This window comes from Falsiroseomonas ponticola (genome assembly GCF_016805305.1).
GTDB classification, from domain to species: domain Bacteria; phylum Pseudomonadota; class Alphaproteobacteria; order Acetobacterales; family Acetobacteraceae; genus Falsiroseomonas; species Falsiroseomonas ponticola.
In genome coordinates this window covers 1,350,903-1,373,212 of sequence record NZ_JAERQN010000001.1, presented here as the reverse complement: position 1 = coordinate 1,373,212, position 22,310 = coordinate 1,350,903, and the positions used below count along the sequence as shown (strand labels likewise).

23 protein-coding genes and 1 tRNA gene are annotated in these 22,310 nt (G+C 73.1%); 15 read left to right on the top strand and 9 right to left on the bottom strand.

What is annotated here, in order from left to right:
- Positions 1-50 precede the first annotated feature (50 nt).
- Both JJI54_RS06635 and JJI54_RS06630 read right to left on the bottom strand, forming a co-directional pair.
- A complete protein-coding gene (locus JJI54_RS06635) occupies positions 51-1,025 on the bottom strand; it encodes a Bug family tripartite tricarboxylate transporter substrate binding protein (RefSeq protein WP_226381400.1) in 975 nt (324 codons plus the stop codon).
- Positions 1,022-2,053 carry a mannonate dehydratase gene (locus JJI54_RS06630; protein ID WP_203072004.1) on the bottom strand — a complete coding sequence of 344 codons (1,032 nt, stop codon included), beginning with the start codon at positions 2,051-2,053 and terminating at the stop codon, positions 1,022-1,024. The genes JJI54_RS06635 and JJI54_RS06630 overlap by 4 nt, the downstream gene beginning before the upstream one ends.
- Before the next feature lie 60 nt (positions 2,054-2,113).
- On the opposite strand from JJI54_RS06630, the gene JJI54_RS06625 reads away from it, so the two are divergent.
- Positions 2,114-2,770, top strand: coding sequence for a GntR family transcriptional regulator (locus JJI54_RS06625; RefSeq protein WP_203072003.1), 657 nt, complete (start codon positions 2,114-2,116; stop codon positions 2,768-2,770).
- Positions 2,771-2,936: 166 nt separating this feature from the next.
- Here JJI54_RS06625 and JJI54_RS06620 read toward each other — a convergent pair whose 3' ends face one another.
- Entirely contained in the window at positions 2,937-4,280 is a 1,344-nt protein-coding gene (locus tag JJI54_RS06620) for a glutamate--cysteine ligase (RefSeq protein WP_203072001.1), read from the bottom strand.
- 50 nt (positions 4,281-4,330) lie between these two features.
- Complete coding sequence (locus JJI54_RS06615; RefSeq protein WP_203071999.1) at positions 4,331-5,044, bottom strand: 16S rRNA (uracil(1498)-N(3))-methyltransferase; 714 nt, start codon at positions 5,042-5,044, stop codon at positions 4,331-4,333.
- Positions 5,045-5,073: 29 nt separating this feature from the next.
- Between JJI54_RS06615 and ubiA the strand changes: the two genes are divergently transcribed.
- The 3 genes from ubiA to JJI54_RS06600 are packed head-to-tail and all read left to right on the top strand — an operon-like array spanning position 5,074 to position 7,059.
- Positions 5,074-5,973, top strand: coding sequence for a 4-hydroxybenzoate octaprenyltransferase (gene ubiA, locus JJI54_RS06610; RefSeq protein ID WP_203071997.1), 900 nt, complete (start codon positions 5,074-5,076; stop codon positions 5,971-5,973).
- Positions 5,970-6,617 carry a class I SAM-dependent methyltransferase gene (locus JJI54_RS06605; RefSeq protein WP_203071995.1) on the top strand — a complete coding sequence of 216 codons (648 nt, stop codon included), beginning with the start codon at positions 5,970-5,972 and terminating at the stop codon, positions 6,615-6,617. The genes ubiA and JJI54_RS06605 overlap by 4 nt, the downstream gene beginning before the upstream one ends.
- Positions 6,618-6,645: 28 nt before the next feature.
- Positions 6,646-7,059, top strand: a complete 414-nt coding sequence (locus JJI54_RS06600; RefSeq protein WP_203071993.1) for a type IV secretion protein Rhs — start codon at positions 6,646-6,648, stop codon at positions 7,057-7,059.
- Between the two features lie 3 nt (positions 7,060-7,062).
- On the opposite strand, the gene JJI54_RS06595 is transcribed toward JJI54_RS06600, so the two are convergent.
- The gene (locus tag JJI54_RS06595) at positions 7,063-8,334 is read right to left on the bottom strand and encodes a c-type cytochrome (RefSeq protein ID WP_203071992.1); all 1,272 of its coding nucleotides are present in this window, start codon (positions 8,332-8,334) and stop codon (positions 7,063-7,065) included.
- Between the two features lie 203 nt (positions 8,335-8,537).
- Here JJI54_RS06595 and JJI54_RS06590 point away from each other — a divergent pair, with 203 nt between their 5' ends.
- Entirely contained in the window at positions 8,538-8,999 is a 462-nt protein-coding gene (locus tag JJI54_RS06590; RefSeq protein ID WP_203071990.1) for a hypothetical protein, read from the top strand.
- A gap of 71 nt (positions 9,000-9,070) precedes the next feature.
- Positions 9,071-9,835 carry a creatininase family protein gene (locus JJI54_RS06585; protein ID WP_203071989.1) on the top strand — a complete coding sequence of 255 codons (765 nt, stop codon included), beginning with the start codon at positions 9,071-9,073 and terminating at the stop codon, positions 9,833-9,835.
- A gap of 12 nt (positions 9,836-9,847) precedes the next feature.
- Here JJI54_RS06585 and JJI54_RS06580 read toward each other — a convergent pair whose 3' ends face one another.
- On the bottom strand, positions 9,848-11,533 hold the full coding sequence (locus JJI54_RS06580; protein ID WP_203071987.1) for a M10 family metallopeptidase: 1,686 nt from the start codon (positions 11,531-11,533) through the stop codon (positions 9,848-9,850).
- A gap of 385 nt (positions 11,534-11,918) precedes the next feature.
- Between JJI54_RS06580 and JJI54_RS06575 the strand changes: the two genes are divergently transcribed.
- A tRNA-Gln gene (locus JJI54_RS06575) sits at positions 11,919-11,993 on the top strand.
- 22 nt (positions 11,994-12,015) lie between these two features.
- On the opposite strand, the gene JJI54_RS06570 is transcribed toward JJI54_RS06575, so the two are convergent.
- Both JJI54_RS06570 and mntR read right to left on the bottom strand, forming a co-directional pair.
- A complete protein-coding gene (locus JJI54_RS06570; protein ID WP_203071985.1) occupies positions 12,016-12,456 on the bottom strand; it encodes a MerR family transcriptional regulator in 441 nt (146 codons plus the stop codon).
- On the bottom strand, positions 12,453-12,908 hold the full coding sequence (gene mntR / locus JJI54_RS06565) for a manganese-binding transcriptional regulator MntR (RefSeq protein ID WP_203071983.1): 456 nt from the start codon (positions 12,906-12,908) through the stop codon (positions 12,453-12,455). The genes JJI54_RS06570 and mntR overlap by 4 nt, the downstream gene beginning before the upstream one ends.
- A gap of 78 nt (positions 12,909-12,986) precedes the next feature.
- Here mntR and JJI54_RS06560 point away from each other — a divergent pair, with 78 nt between their 5' ends.
- On the top strand, positions 12,987-14,309 hold the full coding sequence (locus JJI54_RS06560) for an Nramp family divalent metal transporter (RefSeq protein ID WP_203071981.1): 1,323 nt from the start codon (positions 12,987-12,989) through the stop codon (positions 14,307-14,309).
- An 83-nt stretch (positions 14,310-14,392) separates the two neighbouring features.
- Positions 14,393-16,567, top strand: a complete 2,175-nt coding sequence (locus tag JJI54_RS06555) for a heavy metal translocating P-type ATPase (protein WP_226381399.1) — start codon at positions 14,393-14,395, stop codon at positions 16,565-16,567.
- A gap of 126 nt (positions 16,568-16,693) precedes the next feature.
- Here the strand turns inward: JJI54_RS06555 and JJI54_RS06550 are convergent, their stop codons facing one another.
- Entirely contained in the window at positions 16,694-17,338 is a 645-nt protein-coding gene (locus JJI54_RS06550; RefSeq protein ID WP_203071979.1) for a S24 family peptidase, read from the bottom strand.
- Positions 17,339-17,515: 177 nt separating this feature from the next.
- Between JJI54_RS06550 and JJI54_RS06545 the strand changes: the two genes are divergently transcribed.
- From JJI54_RS06545 to JJI54_RS06520, 6 genes are all read left to right on the top strand, one after another.
- Complete coding sequence (locus JJI54_RS06545; RefSeq protein WP_226381398.1) at positions 17,516-18,079, top strand: hypothetical protein; 564 nt, start codon at positions 17,516-17,518, stop codon at positions 18,077-18,079.
- A complete protein-coding gene (locus tag JJI54_RS06540) occupies positions 18,076-18,540 on the top strand; it encodes a hypothetical protein (protein ID WP_203071977.1) in 465 nt (154 codons plus the stop codon). The genes JJI54_RS06545 and JJI54_RS06540 overlap by 4 nt, the downstream gene beginning before the upstream one ends.
- 163 nt (positions 18,541-18,703) lie before the next feature.
- On the top strand, positions 18,704-18,952 hold the full coding sequence (locus JJI54_RS06535) for a hypothetical protein (RefSeq protein WP_226381397.1): 249 nt from the start codon (positions 18,704-18,706) through the stop codon (positions 18,950-18,952).
- A gap of 5 nt (positions 18,953-18,957) precedes the next feature.
- Positions 18,958-20,397, top strand: a complete 1,440-nt coding sequence (locus JJI54_RS06530) for a portal protein (protein ID WP_226381396.1) — start codon at positions 18,958-18,960, stop codon at positions 20,395-20,397.
- Between the two features lie 8 nt (positions 20,398-20,405).
- A complete protein-coding gene (locus JJI54_RS06525; protein ID WP_203071973.1) occupies positions 20,406-21,143 on the top strand; it encodes a capsid assembly protein in 738 nt (245 codons plus the stop codon).
- 268 nt (positions 21,144-21,411) lie between these two features.
- The gene (locus JJI54_RS06520; protein WP_203071971.1) at positions 21,412-22,251 is read left to right on the top strand and encodes a phage capsid protein; all 840 of its coding nucleotides are present in this window, start codon (positions 21,412-21,414) and stop codon (positions 22,249-22,251) included.
- The last annotated feature ends 59 nt before the right edge of the window (positions 22,252-22,310 follow it).

Below are 22,310 nucleotides of genomic sequence, written 5' to 3'. Positions count from 1 at the left end.
CGCCCTCCCCACACCCCTCCCGCCAGGGGCGAACCGCCCCTGGACCGTCGTCAGTCCAGCTTGATCCCCCGGGCGCGGATGATGCCGCCCCACAACTCCGTCTCCGCGGCCAGCCAGCGGCGCAGGCTGTCAGGGCCCTCGGTGCGGACCTCGGCGCCCAGCCCGGCCAGCCGGTCCTTTACCGCGGGCACCGCCAGCGCTTCCGCGAAGGCCGCGTTCAGCCGCGCCACCACCGGCGCGGGCGTGCGCGCGGGCGCCATCAACGCCTGCCAGATGCCGGCCTCCGCGGCCGGCCAGCCCAGCTCCGCGAAGGTCGGCACATCGGGAATCTCCGCCAGGCGCCGCGGGCCCGTCACCGCGATGGCGCGCAACCGCCCATCCGTCACGAAAGGCAGCGTCGCCGTCGCGCCATTGACGATCAACTGGCTCTCCCCCGTCGCGGCCGCCTGGATGCCCAGCATGCCGCCGCGATAGAAGACCTCCGTCACCTCGCCCCCCCAATGCTGCACGGCGACCAGCGCCGTCAGGTGGTTCAGCGCGCCGACGCCGGAATGCGCGAAATTCACCCGGCCCGGATTGGCCTTCACATAACCCGCCAGCTCCGCGCCATTCCGCACCGGCATCCCCGGATGCACCGCCATGATGTAGGGCGCGTAGATCAGCATGGTGACGGGATCGAGGTCGCTCGCCGGGTTGTAGGGCAGCCGCGCGAAGAGGCTGGGGCTCGTCGTCAGGATCCCCGGATCCGTCAGCAGCACCGTCGTGCCGTCCGGCGCGCTCTTCGCGACATGGTCGGCGCCGAGATTGCCCGCGGCACCCCCGCGATTATCCACCACCACCGCCTGGCCCAGCAGCCGCTGCAATTCCGGCTGGATGATGCGGGCGACGAGGTCGGAGGTCCCGCCCGGCGGGAAGGGCACGACGATGCGCAGCGGCCGGTCGCTGCCCTGCGCCCGCGCGACGGCCGGCGCCAGCAAGGCCGCGGCCGCCAGCATCCCGCGCCGGCGGATCATGGTGGTCCTCATGCGTCTCCTCCCCGTGTGGCGCGCAGCGCGCGCAGGATGCCCGCGATATGCCCCGTGGCATGGGCGCGGCCGCGATGGCCCCAGGCCGTGTCGTCCACGAGGTGCGGCACATGATCATCGATGACGAAGCCGTCGAAGCCGGCGTCGAGCAGTTCCCGCAGTACGGCGACGGAATCGACCGTGCCCTCGTCGATGAAGGCCTCCGCGAAGCGCGGCAGCGCGCCATGCACGCTGCGGAGGTGCAGGTAGTGGATGCGCCCCGCCCGCGCGAAGCGCCGCAGTGCCCGCATCATCGCCTCGGCGCCCAGTTCCGCGAAGGTGCCGGTGCAGAAGGCGATGCCGTGCATCGGGCTGTCCGCGAAGGCCATGGCGCGGGCGAAGGATTCCTCCGACCGGAAGATGCGCGCGACGCCATCCAGCACCGGCACCGGCGGGTCGTCCGGATGGAGGGAGAGCCTGACCCCCGCCGCCTCCGCCACCGGCAGCACGGCGGTGATGAAGCGCTCCCAATTCGCCCACATCGCCGCATCGTCGCGCGCCGGCAGCGCGCCGGTCGCGACGCGCTGGCCGAGCGCATCGTCATACCCCGTCACCAGCGCGCCGCCCCGCCCATGCGCCGCCTTGGCCGTGCGCCAGACGCCATCGGGAATCCAGTTGTAGCCGAGCACGGGGATGCCGGCCTGGCCCATGGCGCGGATCGTCGCCTTGAAATCCTCGATCTGCGCCGCCGCCCCCTCCAGCCCGAGCATCGCCTGGTCGAGCCAATTCGCGGGCACGCCCTCGATGCACTCCAGCGCCAGGCCATGCGCCTCCACGGCGGCGCGAAGCTGGATCAGCTCCATCGCCGACCATCGGCGCCTCGCCGGCCGCGGGCCCGCGGCGGCGCGGAACTGCGATGCGAGAAAATCCACCCAGGCGGGGCTGTCGAAATCCGGCTTGTTGATGGTGATGCCGGCGCAGCCGATCTGGCGCGCGAAGGCCAGGTCTTCCTGCGTCAGCTCCCGGAACTGCCCGGCCACGATCCGCATGCCCAGCCGTCTCCCCCTCGTTTGATTGCATCAAACACACCGGATTTGATAGAATCAAGCATGGCCACCGCCGAAGACGCCGTCATCGCCCAGCTGCGCCGCCTGATCGTAGAGGGGGTGCTGCCGCCCGGCGCGAAGCTGACCGTGGCCGCGCTCTCCGCCCGCCTCGGCGTCAGCGCCACGCCGCTGCGGGCCGCGCTGCGGCTGCTGGAGGGTGAGGGCCTGGTGGAGGCGCATCCCCATCGCGGCGCCCGCGTCCGCGTCCTGGCGCCGCAGGACATCCGCAACCTCTACCGGCTGCGGGGCACGGTGCTGGCGCTGCTGGTGCCGGATGTGGTGCGCCACGTCTCCGATGCCGATCTGGAAGTCCTGGAGGCGATCGATGCCCGCTTCCAGGCGGCGGCCCGCGCGGGCGACGGCCCCGCCGCCATGGAGGCCAATGCGCAGTTCCACGCCGCCCTGCTGGCGCTCGCCCGCAACCCGGATGCCGCCGCCGTCATGGCCCGGAGCTGGGCGCTGGTGGAGGCGCTGCGCTTCCGCCTGGGCTTCGGCCCCGGCCGCCTGGCGCGCTCCGTCGAAAGCCACCGCGCCCTGCTGGCCGCGCTGCGGGCGCGGGATGCCGCCCGGGCGACCGCGCTGATGGTCGCGTCGTCGGACAATGCCATGGCGGATCTGCTGGAACGCGCCCTGGCCATGCCGCAGGCGCGGGCGGGCTGAAACGGCTGGACTTCGCCGTTGCGTTCTTGCTACGTTCGCCCGCCGCCGGCGCAGCCCTGCCCGGAATGCCGCCTTCCGCCCCGGCACCCCCTCGTGAAAACGGTGCTAAAGACGGCTAATCGGCATAATCGGCTAAAAGGGGTTAGCGACTAAAAAGCCACACCCCTCAGGCTTCCGCCTCCGCGAAGATGCGCGACGCATCGCCCCCCCAGGCCGTCTCGTAGCGCTGCAGCCAGCGCTGCGCCTGGGTCATCCCGCTCGCCGCGATTTCCTCGAGTGGCGCCAGGTAGACCTCCTCGCCGAGCCCGCGGGCCTTGAGGCCATCCCGCGCGATGGCGATGGCATCCAGCGCCACGTCCCGCAGCCGGCGGCCGCGGATGGTGGCCTCCAGCGCCTGCACCGGCACCGCCATGCGCAGCGTCCGCATCTCCTCCACCGTCCAGCCGCGGATCAGCGCGGCGGCGGCCTTCTGCGCGGCATCGTCATAGATCAGGCCCGTCCAGAAGGCGGGCTTGGCCATCAGCATGGCGGGGCTGCCGGCATCGGCGCCGCGCATCTCGAGGAACCGCTTCAGCCGCACATCGGTGAAGACGGTGGTGACGTGGTCCGCCCAGTCGCCCATCGTCGCCTGGTGGCCGGCCAGCTTCTCCGCCCGCCCTTCCAGGAAGGCGCGGAAGGACACGCCGGCGGCATCGATCCACCGGCCCTCGCGCATGATGAAATACATCGGCACGTCGAGGACATAGTCCGCGAAACGCTCGAAGCCGAAGCCATCCTCGAAGGCCACGGGCGGGATGCCGGTGCGGTCGGGGTCGGTATCCGTCCAGACCCGCCCGCGCAGCGTGAGGAAGCCGGAGGGCTTGCCCTCCCGGAACGGCGAATTGGCAAACAGCGCGGTGGCCAGCGGCTGCAGCGCGAGGCTGACGCGCAGCTTCTCCACCATGTCGGCCTCGTCGCCGAAATCGAGGTTCACCTGCACCGTGCAGGTGCGCAGCATCATGTCGAGCCCCATGCCGCCGACGCGCGGCATGTAGTTGCGCATGATGGCGTAGCGGCCCTTGGGCATCCACGGCATCTGCTCCCGCGTCGCCATCGGGTGGAAGCCGAGCGGCGCGAAGCCGAGGCCGAGCGGCCCCGCCACCTCATGGACTTCGCGCAGATGCTGCGCGAGTTCGACGCGCGTCGCGTGCAGGTCCGCCATGGGGGCGCCGGAGAGCTCGAACTGCCCGCCCGGCTCCAGGCTGACGGAGCCATCGTCCCGCTTCAGGCCGATGACATTGGCGCCGTCCATGATCGGCGCCCAGCCCTTGCCCTGCAGCCCCTCCAGCATCGCCTTGATGCCCCGGGGCTCATAGGCGGGGGCCTCAAATCCCTCGCGGCGGAAGCCGAACTTCTCGTGCTCCGTGCCGATCCGCCAGGCCTCGCGCGGCTTGCTGCCGGCGGCGAACCAGGCGGCAAGCTGGCGCGTATCGGAGATCGGCGTGAGGTCGGCCTCGCCGGGATTCGACATGGTGCTGCGTTCTCTTCCTGGCGTCCGGCCGGGGCGGCTGCCCCAACCGATCAGGCCCAATCGCCCATCAGCGCCTGCAGCGCCGCGAGGCCGGCCACGGCCGCGGTCTCGGCCCGGAGGATCCGGGGACCGAGAGCGGCCGGCACTACAAAGGGCCGCCGGCGCAGGTCGTCAAGCTCCGCCCCCTCGAACCCCCCTTCGGGGCCGATGAGGAGGGCCAGCGGCGACCCGGGGCCGAGGCTGCGGAGCGGCTGCGCCAGGCTGCGTTCCATGGCGACGACCAGCCGCGTGCCATCCCAGCCATCCAGCACGCGGTGCAGGGGCAGGGCGTCGTGCACCGCCGGCACGGACAGCCGCTCGCATTGCTCCGCCGCCCCGCGGGCGATGGCGCCGAGTCGCTCCGCCTTGGTCCGCTCCGCGATGGTCCGGCGCGTCACCACGGGCTGGATCAGGGTGGCGCCCAGCTCCGTCGCCTTCTCCACCACCCAGTCCATGGCGTCCCGCTTCAGCACCGCCACCAGCAGGCGCAGCTCGGGCTCCGGCGCCGGGTCCCGCACCCGGCCTTCCAGCAGGAAGCGGGCGCGGTCCTTGCGGATGGCCTCGATCCGCGCGGCGAACTCGCCATCCCGGGCATTGAAGACCCGCACGGCATCGCCGGGGCCGCGGCGCAGCACCGTGCCGATATGGTGCGCCTGGCCGGGCGCGGCTTCGACCGCCGCCCCCTCGGCAAGTGGCGTCTCCAGGTACAGGCGTGGGATGGACATGCGGGGCCTCCGCGGACAGGTATAGGCGCATGACGGGATACACCGACATCCGGGCCACCGGCTGGGTCGCGAGGCTGCCGGATGCCTGGCGCCCCTACGCCCTGCTCGGCCGCTTCGACCGGCCCATCGGCGCCTGGCTGCTGCTGCTGCCGGGCTTCTGGGCCTTCGCCATGGCCGCGCCGGGATGGGCGGAGGGGCTGCGCCTCGCGGCCCTCTTCACCTTGGGCGCCTTCGCCATGCGCGCCGCCGGCTGCGTGGTGAACGACCTCTGGGACCGCGACCTCGATCGCCAGGTGGAGCGCACGCGCGGGCGGCCGCTGGCGGCGGGCACCGTCACCCCCTTCCAGGCGCTGGTCTTCCTGGCCGGGCTCTGCACGGTGGGGCTGCTGGTGCTGGTGCAGCTGCCCTGGGCGGCGATCCTGTTCGGCGCGTGTTCGCTGGTGCCCATCGCGCTCTACCCGCTGGCCAAGCGCGTGACGGATTGGCCGCAGGCGGTGCTGGGCCTCGTCTTCTCCTGGGCCGCGCCCACCGGCTACGCCGCGGCGACGGGCACGCTGGACGGGCCGGCGCTGGCGCTCTGGGCCGCCGGGTTCTTCTGGATCCTCGGCTACGACACGATCTACGCGCATCAGGACCGGGAGGATGACGCCACCGTCGGCATCCGCAGCACCGCGCTGAAGTTCCGCGACGCGACGCGCCCCTTCCTCGCGGCCTGCTACGGCGCGATGCTCGCTTTGCTGATGCTGGCCGGGTGGCTGGCGGGGCTCGCCTGGCCCTTCCTGCTGTTGCTGCTGCTGCCCGCCGCGCTGATGGCGCGCCAGGTCGTGACGCTCGACATCCATGACCCCGCGCATTGCCTGCGGCTGTTCAAGTCGAACCGGGAGGTCGGCTTCGCCGTCGCGCTGGCCTTCCTGGCGGGGCGCGTGTGAGGGACGCGGAGGCCTTCATCCGCGCCCATACCGGCGTGGCCCGCGCGCCCCTGGTGCCGGAGGTCGCGCTGCACCTGGCGACCGAGATCACGCCGATCTGGCAGGCCAGCGAGGATTGGCTGCGCCAGACCGGCATCGAGCCCCCCTTCTGGGCCTTCGCCTGGCCCGGCGGCCAGGCCCTCGCCCGCGCCGTGCTGGACCGGCCGGAGGCCATCGCCGGCCGCCGCGTGCTGGATTTCGCCGCGGGCTGCGGCATCGCCGCCATCGCCGCCGCGCAGGCCGGCGCGGCGAGCGTGGAGGCGGCGGAGATCGACCCGCTGGCCATCGCCGCCTGCCGCGTGAACGCCGCGCTGAATGGCGTGGAACTGCTGCTGCCGGAGGATGACGTGGTCGGCGCCGCCTGCCGCTGGGACATCATCCTGGCCGGCGATGTCTGCTACGAGGCGCCGATGACCGCCCATATCCTGCCCTGGCTGCGCGCCATGGCGGCGGCGGGGGCGGAGGTCTGGCTGGCCGATCCCGGCCGCGCCTACCTGCCGCGGGAGGGTCTTTCACCCCTCGGCAGCTTTCGCGTGCCAACCTCCCTGGAGCTGGAGGACCGCACGGAGCGCATCGTCACCATCGCCCGATTGCTGCCTTCCTGACGCCCGATTGACCGCCGAGGTTTCGCGCATGAGGAACACGCTGCTCGCCCTGCTGCTGCTGGCCACGCCCGCCGCCGCCCAGACCAAGGCCGACTACGATGCGCAGGGCCGCCAGATCGGCCGCAGCGAGATGCGCGGCGATACCGAACGCCGCTATGACGCGCAGGGCCGCCAGGTCGGCCGCAGCGAAACCCGCGGCGACACCACGCGCGACTACGACGCGCAGGGCCGCCAGGTCGGCCGCAGCGAGACCAGCGGCGACACGACGCGCCACTATGATGCCCAGGGCCGCCAGGTCGGCCGCAGCGAACAGCGCGGCGACACGGTGCGCCACTACGATGCGCAGGGGCGCAGCACCGGACGGTCGGAGACCTCCGGCGGCGTGACACGCCACTACGATGCCCAGGGCCGCCAGGTCGGCCGCACGGAGCAGCGGCGCTAGGCGCTATCGCGTCGCCGACTCGAGAAAGCGGAGCAGCGCGGCCAGATCCTCCGCATTGCCCACGGTCTGGATCGGCATCTTGGTGCCGGGCGTCACCTCGTCCGGCCCGCGGGTGAAGAGGTCCGCCACCGTCTCCCGCGTCCAGGTGATGTCGCCGCGCGCCAGGCGCTCGGAATACTCGTAGCCCGGCACGCTGCCCATGCGGCGGCCGAACAGCCCGTGCAGATGCGGCCCGGCCATGTTGCCGCCCTCCGGCGTCAGCGCATGGCAGGCGCTGCAGGCGCGGAAGACGCGCGCGCCATGCGCATCGAGCCCCGCCACCGGCGCCGCCTCCGCCTCTCCGCCCGGCGGGCCGCCCAGCGGTCCCAGCGGCCGGCCCGTCGCGGCATCCCAGCGCCGCACCCGCCGGTCCGCGCCGCCGGTCCAGAGGGTGCGTCCATCCGGCGCGAAGGCGACGGACCAGACCGGCAGGCCCGGCCCTTCCAGCCTGTGCCGCAGCCGGCCCGACGCCACCTCCCACAGCGCGACGCTGCCGCCGATCGACCCAGCCGCCAGGACCGCCCCGTCCGGCGATGCGGCCAGCGCCACAATGGGCCGCGGCCCCGCCTGCAACTCCCGCACCCCGCCCTCGGGCGCGATCAGGCGCACCACGCCATCCACGCCGCCCACCGCGATCGTGCCGCCGGGCAGCACCGCCAGCGTGTTCTGCGGCAGGCCGAATTCGGCCAGGGTGCGCGGCGGCTCCCCTTCCGGCCAGGCGCGCAGCGTGCCGTCGAAGCCCGTCGTCACCACGATGCCGTCCTGCCCGAAGGCCACCGCGTTCACATTGCCTTGGTGGCCTTCCAGCACCCGCGGGGGCTGCAAGCCGCCCAGGTCCCAGACCCGCGCCGTGCCGTCCCAGGCGGCGGAGGCCAGGCGCGGGCCGGCCGCGGCCAGCGCCACGATCGGACCCTCATGCCCCTCCAGCACCCGCAGCGGCTGGGCGCCCGGGCGCGGCGGCCAGAGGGCGATGCGCCCATCCTCCCCGGCGCTGGCGACCATGCCGCCGGGCAGCGCCGCCAGCGCGTTCACCGCCCCCGCATGCCACCGCACCACCGCCCGCGCCCGGCCGCCCGCCGCATCCCAGAGGATCATGGACTGGTCGAAGCCGGCCGAGGCCAGGGTGCCATCCGGCGCCACCGCCAGCGCCCGCACCGGCCCGCCATGCACGGCCTCCTGCGCCTGGGCGCGAGGCGGCACGAGGGAAAGGAGGAGGAGGAGGAGCATCGCGCGCATGCCGCAGAATTCGCCCAGCCCCCGCGCCCCCGCAACTGCCGCGGCCGCGATTCGGCGCTTGCGCTGGTTGCTTGAGTAAATTACCTGTGAGCAACCCTTCGTCCATGAAGGCGGGCCGGCGCCGGGAGCACGGCCGGGTCGCGGAGCCGGGGGACATCGGCCGGCGGTCCCTCCCCCTCAAGTCCAGGACAGGAACGAAACCCATGGCCACCACCGACCTGCGCGCCAGCGCCCAGAATACCGAGCGGATGACCCTGATGGTCGGCATCGGCGCCGCCATCCTCGGCTACGTCATGCCCGCGGTGGTCTTCAAGGGCAGCGGCAACGCCGTGCACGACCTCTCGATGATCGAGAAGCTGCCCGTGCTCTCCGCCGTCACCTTCGCGGCGCTGGTCTTCGCCATCGCGACGCGCTTCGTGCCGCAGTGGCAGCGCTGGGCGGAGCACGCGACCATCGTCGCCATCCTGGCGATCGTCGCGCCGGCGCTCTGGGGCTTCGTCGCCGCCATCGATGTCTGGTCCGGCCTGCGGCCGATGATCGTGGAGATGGCGGGCACCCGCAACGTCCGCATCGACCCGGGCGCGGGCTATGTGCCGATGCTGGTCGGCGCCGCGCTGATGGCCTTCTCGCTGCACATCCGCAGCAAGAACGCGGGCCAGGGCTGACCCCAAGGCCCCCTGACAAGGGGGGCCAACCGCCCCTACCCTGCCATCCTCGCCGAGGGGGGATGGCAGGGATGGATGTTTCGAAGGAAGTCTTCTGGGCGCGGCTGACCGCTGCCGAGATCCAGTCCCGGGCCAGGCCCGAGACCGTCGTCCTGATCCCCGTCGCCTCCATCGAACAGCACGGCCCGCACCTGGCGGTCGGGGTCGATACCGTGCTGGCCACCGCGGTGGCGGAACGCACGGCGCGGCGCCTGCTGGCGCAGGGCCAGCCCGCGCTGGTCACGCCCACCATCTGGAGCGGCCTGGCCGAGCACCACATGGCCTTCGGCGGCACCATGACGCTCGACCTGCCGACCTTCATGGCGCTGGTCGGCGGCATCGCCCGCAGCGTGGCGCGGCACGGCTTCCGGCGCATCGCGCTGGTCAACGGCCATGGCGGGAACACGGAAGCCATCGCGAGCTGCGCGATCGAGCTGACGCGCGGCCTCGGCGTGCCGGTGGTGGGGCTGACCTACTGGCTGGCCAATGCGGATACCTTCGGCGCCATCCTCGAAGCCCAGCCCAATGTCATGCATGCCTGCGAGGCCGAGACCTCCATGATGATGGCGCTGGCCCCCGATGGCGTGCGGGCGGACCGCATCGCCGAGGCCGTGCCGCGGAAATTCGCACCGCCCGCGCCCCCCGGCTTCAAGCGCAGCCGCGCCTTCGACCAGATGACCGATACCGGCGTGATCGGCGACCCCCGCAGCGCCAGCGCGGCCAAGGGGGAGCGGCTGCTGGAGGCGGCGGCGGCGCGCCTGGCCGGCGAATTCGCCCGGCCGGAGCTGTGGGCCTGACGCGCGCGGCGCCTACAGCACGAAGTCGGAGGCGCTGAGCCGCCCGGCGGTGAGGCCCGCCAGCAGCACGCCGTCGCCGCTGCCGAGGTCGATCCACAGCCCATCCGTCAGCGGCATGGCCCCGTTGATGAGGGAGGTCGCGCTGCGCTGGAAGCCGACCAGCACCAGCAGGTCCGTGCCCGGGGTGAAATCCTCGATCCGGTCCATGCCATCGCCGCGCCGCAGCACGAAGCTGTCCGCTCCAGTACCGCCGACCAGCGTGTCGTTGCCGCCGCGGCCTTCGAGCACATCGTCCCCGCCGCGGCCTTCCAGGCGGTTCGCGCCGGCATTGCCCGTCATCAGGTTGCGCAGCGCGTTGCCGATCCCGGTCGCGCCGGCTTCCAGCACCAGCGCCTCCACATGGTCCGGCAAGGTGATGGAACCGCTGATGGCGGCGACGATCGTGTCGTTGCCCTGGCCCGCGAGTTCGATCACGAGGTCGCCCGCGTCATCGACCCGGTAGCGGTCGTCGCCGACGCCGCCGCGCATCGTGTCGGCACCCGTGCCGCCATCGAGCACGTCGTTCCCCGCGCGCCCGTCGAGCAGGTCCCGCCCCGCGCCGCCGGAGAGCTGGTTGATGGCGTCGTTGCCGAGCAGCGTGTCGGCGCCGGCGCCGCCGATCGCATCCTCGATCAGCGACGCCGTGTTGCCCTGGTAGAGCATCGAATTGAACACGTTGCCGCGGGCCTGCGTGACCAGCCCCTCGCGCACGTCCAGCACCGCCAGCTGCGTGGCGGACAGCACGCTCCAGCTGCCCGGCGCCAGGTCCGCCGCGACGCCGCCGGCATAGGCGGAGAGGTCGTAGGTATCGATGCCGCCGCCGTCCCAGATCGTCAGGAAGACGCGGTTCGCCGTGCCGCCGGCGCCGCCGCCGGGCGCGCCCTGGCCGACGCCGTCGATCACCGTCTCCCCCGTCTCCGGGTTCCAGAAGTAGCGGGTGTTGCCGCTGTGCATCGTGTAGTCGGCGCCGTAGAGGGCCTGCAGCGCGGCGATGTCCAGCATCATCCAGCCCTGCGGGTAGTCGAAGGTGCCGTTGGTGTAGCCGGTGCTGGTCGTCACCCCGGCATGGGACCGGTAGGACATGACGGTGAATTCCAGCATGTCCCATTCGGCCGACAGGGCGCCGAAGCCGTTCCAGCTTTCATGCGGGTGCTTGAGGCCGAGGGAATGGCCGAGTTCATGCACCGCGACCAGGAAGGCGTAGTTGCCGAGCTGGGGGGCATCGAAGGCGCTGCGGGAGCCGAACCAGACATCCCCGCCCTCCCGACCGTTCGGATAGTAGGCCCAGGCGGTGGAGGGGGCGGAGGAGCGGGCGATGCGGATATCGGCCGTCGAATCGGTGGCGCTTTCGACGATGGAGAGGTTGGTGAAGCCCGTCACCCAGGGGCCGGGGCTGCCGGGGCCGCCGGTGGCGTCGCCCAGCAGGATCTTGCGCACGGCATCGCGCATGGTGCCGCTGACCGCCGCGAAGCCGCGGATCGGCTCGTTGCTGCCGTAGAAGCTTTCGTAGTCCGAGGGGCTGTCCGTGAAGGCGAAGCTGACGGGATCGCCATCGCCCCAGGCGAAGCCGCTCAGCACGCCGTCCACGGCGGTGATGCCCGACGTCGTCAGGTGCAACCGCGGGGCGGTCGGCAGCGGCGAGTCCGCAGAGAGCCGCACGGCGACGGAGGGTCCGTCGTCGGCGGCCCCGTTATGGGGCCTGCACAGCCAGCACATGGCCATGTTCCAGATTGTCCGGCGCATCGACACGCCGTGATCGTCCGGGGCCGCTTTTGCGGCCAGGACTTCACACGCGCGCCCGCCCTCCGCTTGTTGCGGGGCTGGTCACGGGGCCCACGCCGGCAGGCCCTGTGCCCCCTTTATCGGTGCTGGAGGTGAAGCGTCGGTGAACGCCGCGTCCGTGGCACGAGACGGCAGCCGTGCGGTGCGAATCATCCCGTGCAGATCCCGCGTTGCGCCACCCCTGCGACACCCCCGGGGCGCCCCCCGTTGTGCGATCGCCGCTTCCGCGCTACCGGAGGCGCCGCAACGCGATCTGGCGCGATGGGGCGTCGCCAAGCGGTAAGGCAGCGGTTTTTGGTACCGCCATTCCCAGGTTCGAATCCTGGCGCCCCAACCAGCCGGCCGCCCCGGCGGCAGGCTCACCCGCCCCGATGCGACGGGTCCGCGCAATGGCCGTGGTCGAAATCGGACAGCGTCTCGATGATCCGGCACTGGCCGGCGACGCCGCCGGCGCAGCTTTCCGCCATCCGGTCCAGCTCTCGCCGCAGCGCCGCCAGGCGCCGCAGGCGGTCGTCGATCGCGCGGATCTGGGCCACCGCCAGCTGGTGCGCCTTGCCGCAATCGGCATCGGGATGGTCGGCCAGGTCCAGCAGCGCGCGGATCGCCTCGCTCTCGAAGCCCAGCTCCCGCGCATGGCGGATGAAGCCGAGGCGCCGGAGATGGGGATCGCCATAGACCCGGTGGCCACCCCCGGTGCGCGCGGGCGGGGGCAGCCAGCCCTCCTGCTCGTACCAGCGGATGGTGGTGGGCTTCACGCCCGTCGCCCGGGCGAGGTCGCCGATGGAATAGGCCGTGCTCATGCGCCCTCCGCCTCCCGCTTCGCGACGAAGGCGGCGAAGGCTTCCAGCGCCTTCTCGCTGGCATGGTGCTCCAGCCCCTCCGCATCCTGTTCCGCCGTCTCCGCATCCAGCCCGACGGCGATCAGGAAGCGGACCAGCAGGTCATGGCGCAGCTTCGCGGCCTCCGCCATGGCGCGGCCGGCCTCGGTCAGAAACAGGCCGCGATAGGGCTTGGTCTCCACCAGCCCGTCGCGCTGCAGGCGCCCGATCGTCGCCGTCACCGTCGCCTGGGAGATGCCCATCCGGCGCGCCAGGTCCACGGCGCGGGCCTCCCCCTCCTCCCGCAGCAGGTCGGCGATCAGCTCCACGTAATCCTCCGCCGTCGCGGTGCGGTCGGCCTCCCGCTGGCGGGCGAAGCGCGCCGCGTGGTCCTGGGCAGGCGGCAGGCATCGCGGGGCAGGGCTGCGCTTCATGGACCGGATGTCACGATGGGGCGGCATTGATAGCGGCTGGGTGATAACTTAGCCTAGGCTGAACTTCGGAGCCGTGACATGAACCCGCCTTCGGACGTCGCCGCCCCCACGCCCAGCCTGCCCGAGGTGCATCGCAGCGTCGCCGTGCCGAACGCCGCGGGCTTCCTGCGCAAGCTGCTGGCCTTCATGGGTCCCGGCTACCTGGTGGCCGTGGGCTACATGGACCCCGGCAACTGGGCGACCGCGCTCGCGGGCGGGTCGGCCTTCGGCTACACGCTGCTCGCCGTCGCGCTGGCCTCCTCCCTGATGGCGATGCTGCTGCAGGCGCTCTGCGCGCGGATCGGCATCGTCACGGAGCGGGACCTGGCGCAGCTCTGCCGCGAGCGTTTCCCGCGCGCCGTCGCCTATCCGCTGTGGCTGCTGGCGGAGGTCGCGATCTGCGCCACGGACCTGGCGGAGCTGATCGGCACGGCGATCGCGCTGGAACTGCTCTTCGGCATCCCCCTGCTCTACGGCGTGATGCTGACGGCACTCGACGCCTTCCTGATCCTGTGGCTGCAGAACAAGGGCGTGCGGTGGCTGGAGGCGCTGATCGTCGGCTTCATCCTGCTGATCGTCGGCTGCTTCGGCGTGCAGGTGGTGCTGTCGGACCCCGAATGGGGCGCGGTGCTGCGCGGCTACGTGCCGGCCGTCTCCATCGTGACGAACGAGACGCAGCTCTACATCGCCATGGGCATCCTCGGCGCCACGGTGATGCCCCACAACCTCTACCTGCACACCGCCGTCGTGCAGTCCCGCGCCTGGGCGCAGGACGAGGCCGGGAAGCGGGAGGCGATCACCTTCGCCTCCCTCGACAGCACCATCGCGCTGACGCTGGCGCTGTTCATCAACTCCGCCATCCTCATCACCGCCGCGGCCACCTTCCATGCCGCCGGGCGGACCGAGGTGGCGGAGATCGGGGAGGCCTACCAGCTGATGGCGCCGCTGCTGGGCAGCGTGCTGGCGGCCAAGCTCTTCGCGATCGCGCTGCTGCTCTGCGGCGTGAACGCGACCGTCACGGCGACGCTGGCCGGGCAGGTGGTGATGGAGGGCTTTCTCCGCTTCCGCCTCTCCCCCGTGCTGCGCCGGCTGGTGACGCGGCTGATCGCGATCGTCCCCGCCGTGGCCGTCACCTGGCTGCATGGCGCATCCGGCACGGCGCAGCTGCTGATCCTCAGCCAGGTGGTGCTGTCGCTGCAGCTGCCCTTCGCGGTGATCCCGCTGATGATGTTCGCCTCCGACCGGAAGCGCTTCGGCAGGCTCGCGGCGCCGGCCTGGCAGCTCGCGCTCGGCTGGCTGATCGCGGCGGTCATCGTCGGGCTCAACCTGAAGCTGATCATCGATTTCCTGGCGGGCGACTGACGGCGCCGGGACCGCCGGAGGGGGCTTGAACCTCCAGTCGCTGGAGGTCCCATAACAGGGCCCTGACGGATCGGGCGGGCATCATGGACGCAGCGAGGAGAGTGACCTGGCGGGTGGAGGGCATGGATTGCGCCGCCTGCGTCGCCAAGGTGACGCGGGCGGTGGAACGGCTGCCCGGCATTGCCGCGGTCGAGGTGAACCTGATGGCGGAGCGGCTGGCGCTGGATCTCGGCGGCGGCGGGGCGGAGGCGCTGGAGGCCGTGGAGGCGCAGATCGCCGCGCTGGGCTACCGCGCGACGCGGATCGACGGCGACGGCCCAGTGGCGCCGGCGTCGGCAGGGCCCACCCATGGGCATGCCGGGCATGATGATCCGGCGGATGCCGCCACGCCGTGGTGGGCCACCGGGAAGGCGCGCCTCACCGGGCTGCTCGGCGCGCTGGTGCTGGGGGCGCAGGCGGCCTCCCTGGTGCTGCCGGACAGCCTGACCTACCCGCTCTTCCTGGCCGCCACCGCCATCGCCCTGGTGCCCTTCGGGCGGCGTGCGCTCGCCCTCGCCCGCGCCGGCAGCCCCTTCAGCATCGAGACGCTGATGTGCACCGCCGCCCTCGGCGCCGCGGTGATCGGCGCGGCGGAGGAAGCGGCCGTCGTCGTGCTGCTCTTCGCCACGGGGGAACTGCTGGAGAATGTCGCCGCCGGCAGCGCGCGCGCCGGCATCCGCGCGCTGGCGGGGCTGATGCCGCGGGTGGCGCTGCGGCTCCGCCCCGATGGCGGCACCGAACCGCTGGCGCCGGAGCGGCTGGCGATCGGCGACCTGGTGCTGGTGCGCCCCGGGGACCGCGTGCCCTGCGACGGCGTGATCGAGGAAGGCAGGAGCGCGATCGACGAAAGCCCCGTGACCGGGGAGAGCGTGCCCGTCTCCCGCGGCCGCGGCGATGCGGTGATCGCCGGTTCCATCAACGCCGATGGCGCCATCCGCGTGCGCGTCACGCGCGCCGCGGCGGACAACACCATCGCCCGCATCATCGCCCTGGTGGAGGAGGCGACGGCATCCCGCGCGCCGACGCAGCGCTTCATCGAGCGGTTCTCCCGCTGGTGGACGCCGGCGGCGATGGCCGTCGCGCTGCTGGCGGTCCTGCTGCCGCCCTTCCTGCTGGGCTGGACGTGGGAGACGAGCCTCTATCGCGGGCTGGCGGTGCTGCTGATCGCCTGCCCCTGCGCGCTGGTCATCTCGGTCCCCGCCGCCATGGCATCGGGGCTTTCCGCCGGGGCGCGGCGCGGCCTGCTGGTGAAGGGCGGCGCGGCGCTGGAGCGGATCGGCGCCGCCCGGATCGTGGCCTTCGACAAGACCGGCACGCTGACGGAAGGCCGCCCGCGCGTCACCGCCGTGCTGCCCGCGCCCGGCCGTTCGGCGGAGGAGGTGCTGGCCCTGGCGGGCGGCGTGGAGCAGGGCTCCGCCCATCCCCTGGCCCGCGCGATCCTGGCGGAGGCGGCGCAGCGCGGCCTGTCCCTGCCGCCGGCCCGGGGCCTGGCCGCCATTGCCGGCCGCGCGGTGGTCGCGACCGTCGCCGGGCGGCGCATCACCGTCGGCAGCCCGCGCCATGCGGCGGAGGCCGGCGTGCCGCTCGGCGGCCTGGCCGCCGAGCTGCCGCGGCTGGAGACGGAGGGCATGACGGTCGCGGTGGTGCTGATCGACGACGCGCCGCTCGGCCTGGTCGCGCTGCGCGACGAACCGCGCGCCGATGCGCGGGCGGGCGTGGCGGCGCTGGCCGCGCTCGGCCTGCGATCCGTGATGCTGACGGGCGACAATGCCCGCACCGGCGCGGCCATCGCGGCCTCGATCGGCCTGGAGGCCAAGGCGGAGCTGCTGCCCGGCGACAAGCTGCGGGAGATCGGGCACCTGCGGCAGGATGGCCCCGTGGTGATGGTGGGCGATGGCATCAACGATGCGCCGGCGCTGGCGGCCGCCAGCGTGGGCGTCGCCATGGGCGGCGGCACCGATGTGGCGCTGGAGACGGCCGATGCGGCCGTGCTCAAGGACCGCGTCACCGGGGTGGCGGAGCTCGTGTCCCTGTCGCGGGCGACGATGGCGAATGTGCGCCAGAACGTCGCCGTCGCCATCGGGCTGAAGGCCGTGTTCCTGGCCACCACGCTGGCCGGCGTCACGGGGCTGTGGCCGGCGATCCTGGCCGATACGGGGGCGACGGTGCTGGTGACGCTGAACGCGCTGCGCCTGCTGCGCTGGGCGCCGCGGTGGTGAAGGCGGAAAGGGCCGAGCGCCCGGATGGGCGCCACCGCCGGGGCGGCCACGCCAGGCGGCCCCATGGCCGCGCCGGCGCATGAGGGCGTAGCCGCGTCAGCCTTGCCGAAACGGGGGACAGGCCCGCTACTGGCTGGCCCAGACGATGCGGTGCATCCAGGCGAGTTCCGACAGGTCGAAGCTGTAGTTGGGATGGGCGGGATTGAGGCTGGCCAGCTCCACCCGCCGCGCGGATTGCCGCAGCAGCTGCTTGGCCATCACCTCCCCCGCCCGGGTGCGCACCACCACGCGATCCCCGCGCCGCACCGGCGCGCCGGGGGAGACGATGACCACGTCGCCGTCGCGGAAGACGGGCTCCATGCTCTCCCCGCTGATCTCCAGCGCATAGGCGTTGGGGTCCGGCACGTCGGGCACCGAGATCTCGTCCCAGCCGCCGCCGACGGGGTAGCCGCCATCGTCGAAATAGCCATCGCCGCCCGCCTGGGCCAGGCCGATCAGGGGGATGCGCCGCGCGCTGATGGCGCGGTTGCGCGGCAGGGCGGGGGCGCCGGTGACGAGGGAGGCGAAGGCCTCCATCCCCGTCCCCGTCGCATGCAGGACCTTGGCGACGCTTTCGGTGGAGGGCCAGCGCGCCCTGCCATCGGCGCCGGTGCGCTTCGACGGGTTGAAGGCGGTGGCGTCCAACCCGGCGCGGCGCGCGAGGCCGGAGGCCGAGAGCCCATGCTCGGCAGCCAGGGCATCGATCGCCCGCCAGATATCCTCGTGCCGCATCGCAGCCGGCCCCTCATGCGAATCGAGGCCCGCATATGGGGGCTCGACCTGGGCATCACATCCTAGGTTTCGAGTCGCGAATCAATAGGAACAACATCCTTGCAACCTCAGATAGAACAGCCTAGAAGGGGATTGTTCCTGTTTTGTTCGGGAACGGACGAGGAAGGACCCCTTGATATGGCTTTCATCACCAGCCGCGCCCCTGTCCTGGCCAGCATGAGCCGCGCGGAGCCCTTCAGCTGCGCCGAGGATGCCTGGTTCTGGACCATGGCGGCGCTGACCGCCCGCCGCGACGGCGCCCGGCTGGGCGCGGCCCGCGGCGCCGTGGTCCGCCCCTGCGAGCCCGATGACGTGGTGAAGGTGCTGGACCGGCTGTATCGCCAGCGGCGGATCGACCTGGCGCATGCGCGCATCCTGCGCATCTGGGGGGAGCGTGGCGACCAGCCCAGCGCCCGCATCCCGCAGGAAGCCGGCGACCTGCGCCTGTGGCGGGAGGCGATGGACAGGCTCGACCACCCGCTGCGCGCCAAGGGGATCGTGGCCGGCCCGGCGCGGGGGATGGAAGCGGTGCGGACGCTGGCGACGGAAGCCGGCCCCGTGGGGGGCGCGGCTGGGGGCGCGGCGGGCGGCGGGGCGCCGGCAGTACCGAAGCCGGGGGCACCGAAGGCCGGGACGGCGAAGGACGAGCCGCGGAAGAGCGGGGGCGCGGAGATCCTGCCCTTCCCCGGGCCGCGGCGATGACCGCGCGGCTGGCGCATCGCCGGGCGCTGGCGGCCGACCCGGCCGGCCAGGGCGTCTGGATCGCCTTCGGCGGTGTGGCGGACCAGCCCTGGCTGCGCCTGCTGCGGCCGGGCTTCCGCCACTGCTTCGCGGCGCTGTCGGATGAGGGCGGCTGGACGGTGCTGGAACCGCTTTCCGGCCGCCTGGTGGTGGCGCGGCTGCCGGTTGCCGCGGGGTTCGACCTGCCGGGCTTCTACCGCCGCGCGGGGCTGCGGGTGCTGGGCCCCTTCCTGCCGGGCGAGCCCGTGGCGAGCCTCGGCCCGGCGCTGCTGCCCTTCACCTGCGTCTCGCTCTGCCGGGCGCTGCTGGGGCCGGGCGCGCCCTTCGCGGTCACGCCCTATGGGTTGTTCCGCGCGCTGGGCGGCCAGGTGGCTGATCCGGCGCCGCGCAGAATCTTCGGCGAAATAGGAATTAATTCTTGACTCGGCCCTGACAGGCCGCTACACAGGCCAGGCCACGGGGCGAGTTGCGCCCGATGGCACCTCCCTCCGGTCCCTGCCTCGGGCCCGTCCGGTTCGCCGGGCGGGCCCATTTCTTTGGCGGGCGCCCGGTTCCCTTTCACCGATCGAGCCGAAGGAAGCGCGCATGGGTGGCCTGATCAGGGCGCCGAAGCCGGCGGCGCCTGCCGTCGATTCCAGTGCGGCCAACGCCCAGGCGCAGGCCGATGCCAGCGCTGCCGCCGCGGCCAATGCCGAAGCCGCGGCCCGGGAAGCCCGCCTGAAGGCGCTGGAGCGCGCCCGCCGGGGCCTGGCGGGCACCATCGCGACCTCACCGCGGGGCGTGCTGGACCCGGCGCCGGGCTTCGCCGTGCGCAAGAGCCTGCTGGGCGAATGAGGGCGATGATGACACCCGAGGACATCCTGGCCCGCCACGCCCGCGCCAGCGCCCGCCGCCGCCCGATGGAGGGCCAGTGGCAGGATTGCTACGACATGGCCCTGCCGGCGCCGAACACCCCGCCGCTGTTCGATGCGACGGCCGCCGACGCGGCGGAACAGCTCGCGGCCTCCCTGCTGGCGGAGCTGGTGCCGCCCTGGTCGCGCTGGTTCGGCCTGGCGCCCGCCCGCCCGGTGGCCGATGGCGCCGCCGCGCAGGAGGTGGCGAAGGCGCTGGAGGCGGCGGCGGAAACGCTGCAGGGCCACCTCGACCGGTCGAACTTCGCGCTGGAGATCCACCAGGCCTTCCTCGAACTCGTCGTCACCGGCACCGGCCTGCTGATGGTGGAGGAGGCGCCGGTGGGAGAGGCCTCGGCGCTGCGCTTCTCCGCCGTGCCGATGCGCGAGGCGGTGCTGGAGGAAGGCGTCTCCGGCCGGCTCGACACCGTGTTCCGGTCGCTGCGCCTGACGGCGGAGGAGATCCGGGCGCGCTGGCCGGCCGCGGCGATCGCGGAACGCCGGCGGGCGGAGGATGAGGCGGCGCCGACGCTGCGGGTGGTGGAAGCCGCCTGGCCCGATCCGCGCCACGGCCACCGCCTGGCGGTGGTGGCGGAGGAGGAGGACGGCACCCCCCGGCTGCTGGCCGAGGGCCGCTTCGCGGAAAGCCCCTTCATCGCCTTCCGCTGGCTGAAGGTGCCGGGCGAGACCTATGGCCGCGGCCCGGTCGCCAAGGCGCTGCCGGACATCCGCACCGCCAACAAGGTGGTGGAGCTGGTGCTGAAGAACGCCTCCATCGCCGCCACCGGCATCTGGCAGGCGGAAGACGATGGCGTGCTGAACCCCGCCACCGTGCGGCTGGTGCCGGGCGCCATCATCCCGAAGGCGCCGGGTTCCTCCGGCCTCACACCCCTCGCCGCGCCGGGCAATTTCGACGTCTCCCAGCTGGTGCTGGCCGACCTGCGCAGCCGCATCCGCGGCGCGCTGCTGGCCGACCGGATCGCGCAGGCGGAGAAGCCCGGCATGACGGCGACCGAGGTGCTGGAACGCAGCGCGCAGAGCGCGCGGCGGCTCGGCGCCACCTATGGCCGCCTGCAGGCGGAGCTGCTGACGCCGCTGGTGGCCCGCTGCCTGGCCGTGCTGCGCCGGCGGGGCGAGATCCCCGCGCTGCTGCCCGATGGGCGGGAAGCGCGGCTGACCTACGCCTCGCCGCTCGCCCGCGTCCAGGCGCGGGCCGATGCGGCGGACACGCTGCTCTTCCTGCAGGCCGCCGCGACGCTCGGCCCCGAGGCGCGCGCGACGCTGGATGCCCCGGCCGCCGCGCGGTGGCTGGCCCGAACGCTGGGCGCGCCGCCGGAGATCCTGCGGCCCGCCGATGCGGCCCCCGCCCAACCCCAGACCCAGGAGTGAGCCCCGGCATGCCCGAGGATCTTCTCGAGACCGCCCTGAAGCCGGAAGCGCCGGCCGGGCGCCCCACCCGCCCGGCCGAGGTGCCGGACAAGTTCTGGGACGAGGCCGCCGGCGCGCTGCGCGTCGATGCGCTGCTGAAATCCTACCTGGAACTGGAACGCCGCCTGTCGCAGCGCCAGGGCCCGCCGGCGGATGACGCGCCGGAGGAGGAGCGGCTGCGCTGGCGCCGGCTGCTCGGCATCCCCGACAGCCCCGATGGCTACGCGATCACGCCGCCGAACGAGGTGGTGACGCCGGACCCCGCCGTGAACGCCAAGCTGCACGAGGCCGGCTTCACGCCGCGCCAGGTGCAGCTGGTCTATGACCTGGCGGCGGAACGCCTGCTGCCGCTGATCGCCGAGGCCGCCGCCGATTTCGAGGCCGCGCGCCAGATCGAGAAGCTGCAGGCGCATTTCGGCGGCGAGGAGCGGTTCCGCCGCATCGCCGCCCAGCTTTCCGCCTGGGGCCGCGCCAACCTGCCGGAGGCGGTCTTCACCGCGCTGTCCAGCACGGCGGAGGGCGTGGTCGCGCTCAGCCGCATGATGGAAGGCAAGGAACCGCCGCTGGCGCGCGATGCGCAGGCGGAAGCCGGGCCCGATGAGGGCGAGCTGCGCCGGATGATGCGCGACCCCCGCTACTGGCGGACGCGGGAGCCCGATTTCGTGAAGCGCGTCACGGACGGGTTCAGGCGCCTCGTCGGCGAATAGCCCGCCGCCGGGATCCGGCCGGGCGCCCGCTGCGCAACGCAGCGCGTGGCGCCGGCCGGCATCGCCGCGCCCCATCCCCGGGCGCGGCGACCGCGGGGCGGATGGCGCGGGCCGCACGGCCCCCATCCGCCCCGCCCCCTTTCCCGCAAGCAACCCGCGCAGGCGGGCCTGCGGAGCCACGCCGTGGCGCCGGCCCCAGGGGCGATCCCCCGGGGGCAACCGGCGGCGCGGTCCCTTCCCCGCTTCCCCATCACGAAGGAGGGCCTCGATGCCCACCAGCACCCAGATCGACGCCGTCTTCACCCGCCAGTTCCAGGCCGAGGTGAAGGAGGCCTATCAGCGCCAGGGCAGCAAGCTGCGCCCGCTGGTGCGCTCCAAGTCCGGCGTCACCGGCTCCAGCACCTTCTTCCCGAAGGTCGGCAAGGGCGTCGCCGCGGCGAAGACGCGCAACGGCGCCGTGCCGGTGATGAACCTGGAGCACGCGCAGGTCGAATGCGTGATGCAGGACTACTATGCCGGCGACTGGATCGACCGCCTCGATGAGCTGAAGACCAACATCGACGAGCGCACCGTCGTCGCCAATGCCGGCGCCTATGCGCTGGGCCGCAAGACGGATGAGCTGATCATCGCGGCGCTGGATGCCGGCACGCGGGAGGCGATCGGCACCGCCGCGGGCACGACGGACACGGACGGCCTGACGAAGGAGAAGGTGCTGCTGGCCTTCGAGATGATGGGCGCGGCCGACGTGCCGGACGATGGCGGGCGCGTCGCCGTCGTCGGCTGGAAGCAGTGGAGCCAGCTGCTGGCGATCGAGGAATTCGCCTCCTCCCAGTATGTCGGCGACGACGCCCTGCCCTGGAAGGGCAGCCAGGCGAAGCGATGGCTGGGCGCGCTGTGGGTGCCGCATTCCGGCCTGACCAAGGCGGGCGCGCTGCGCTACTGCTACTTCTTCCACCGCACCGCCATCGGCCACGCCGCGGCGGCGGAAGTGCAGACGGACGTGACCTGGCACGGCGACCGCGCCGCGCATTTCGTCGCCAACATGATGAGCCAGGGCGCCGTGCTGGTCGATGACCTGGGCGTCGTGCGCATGCGCGCGGCGGAGTGACGTCGGCAGGCTGACATCGTCGCCATCACCCCGGGCGGTCCCGTCATCGGGGCCGCCCA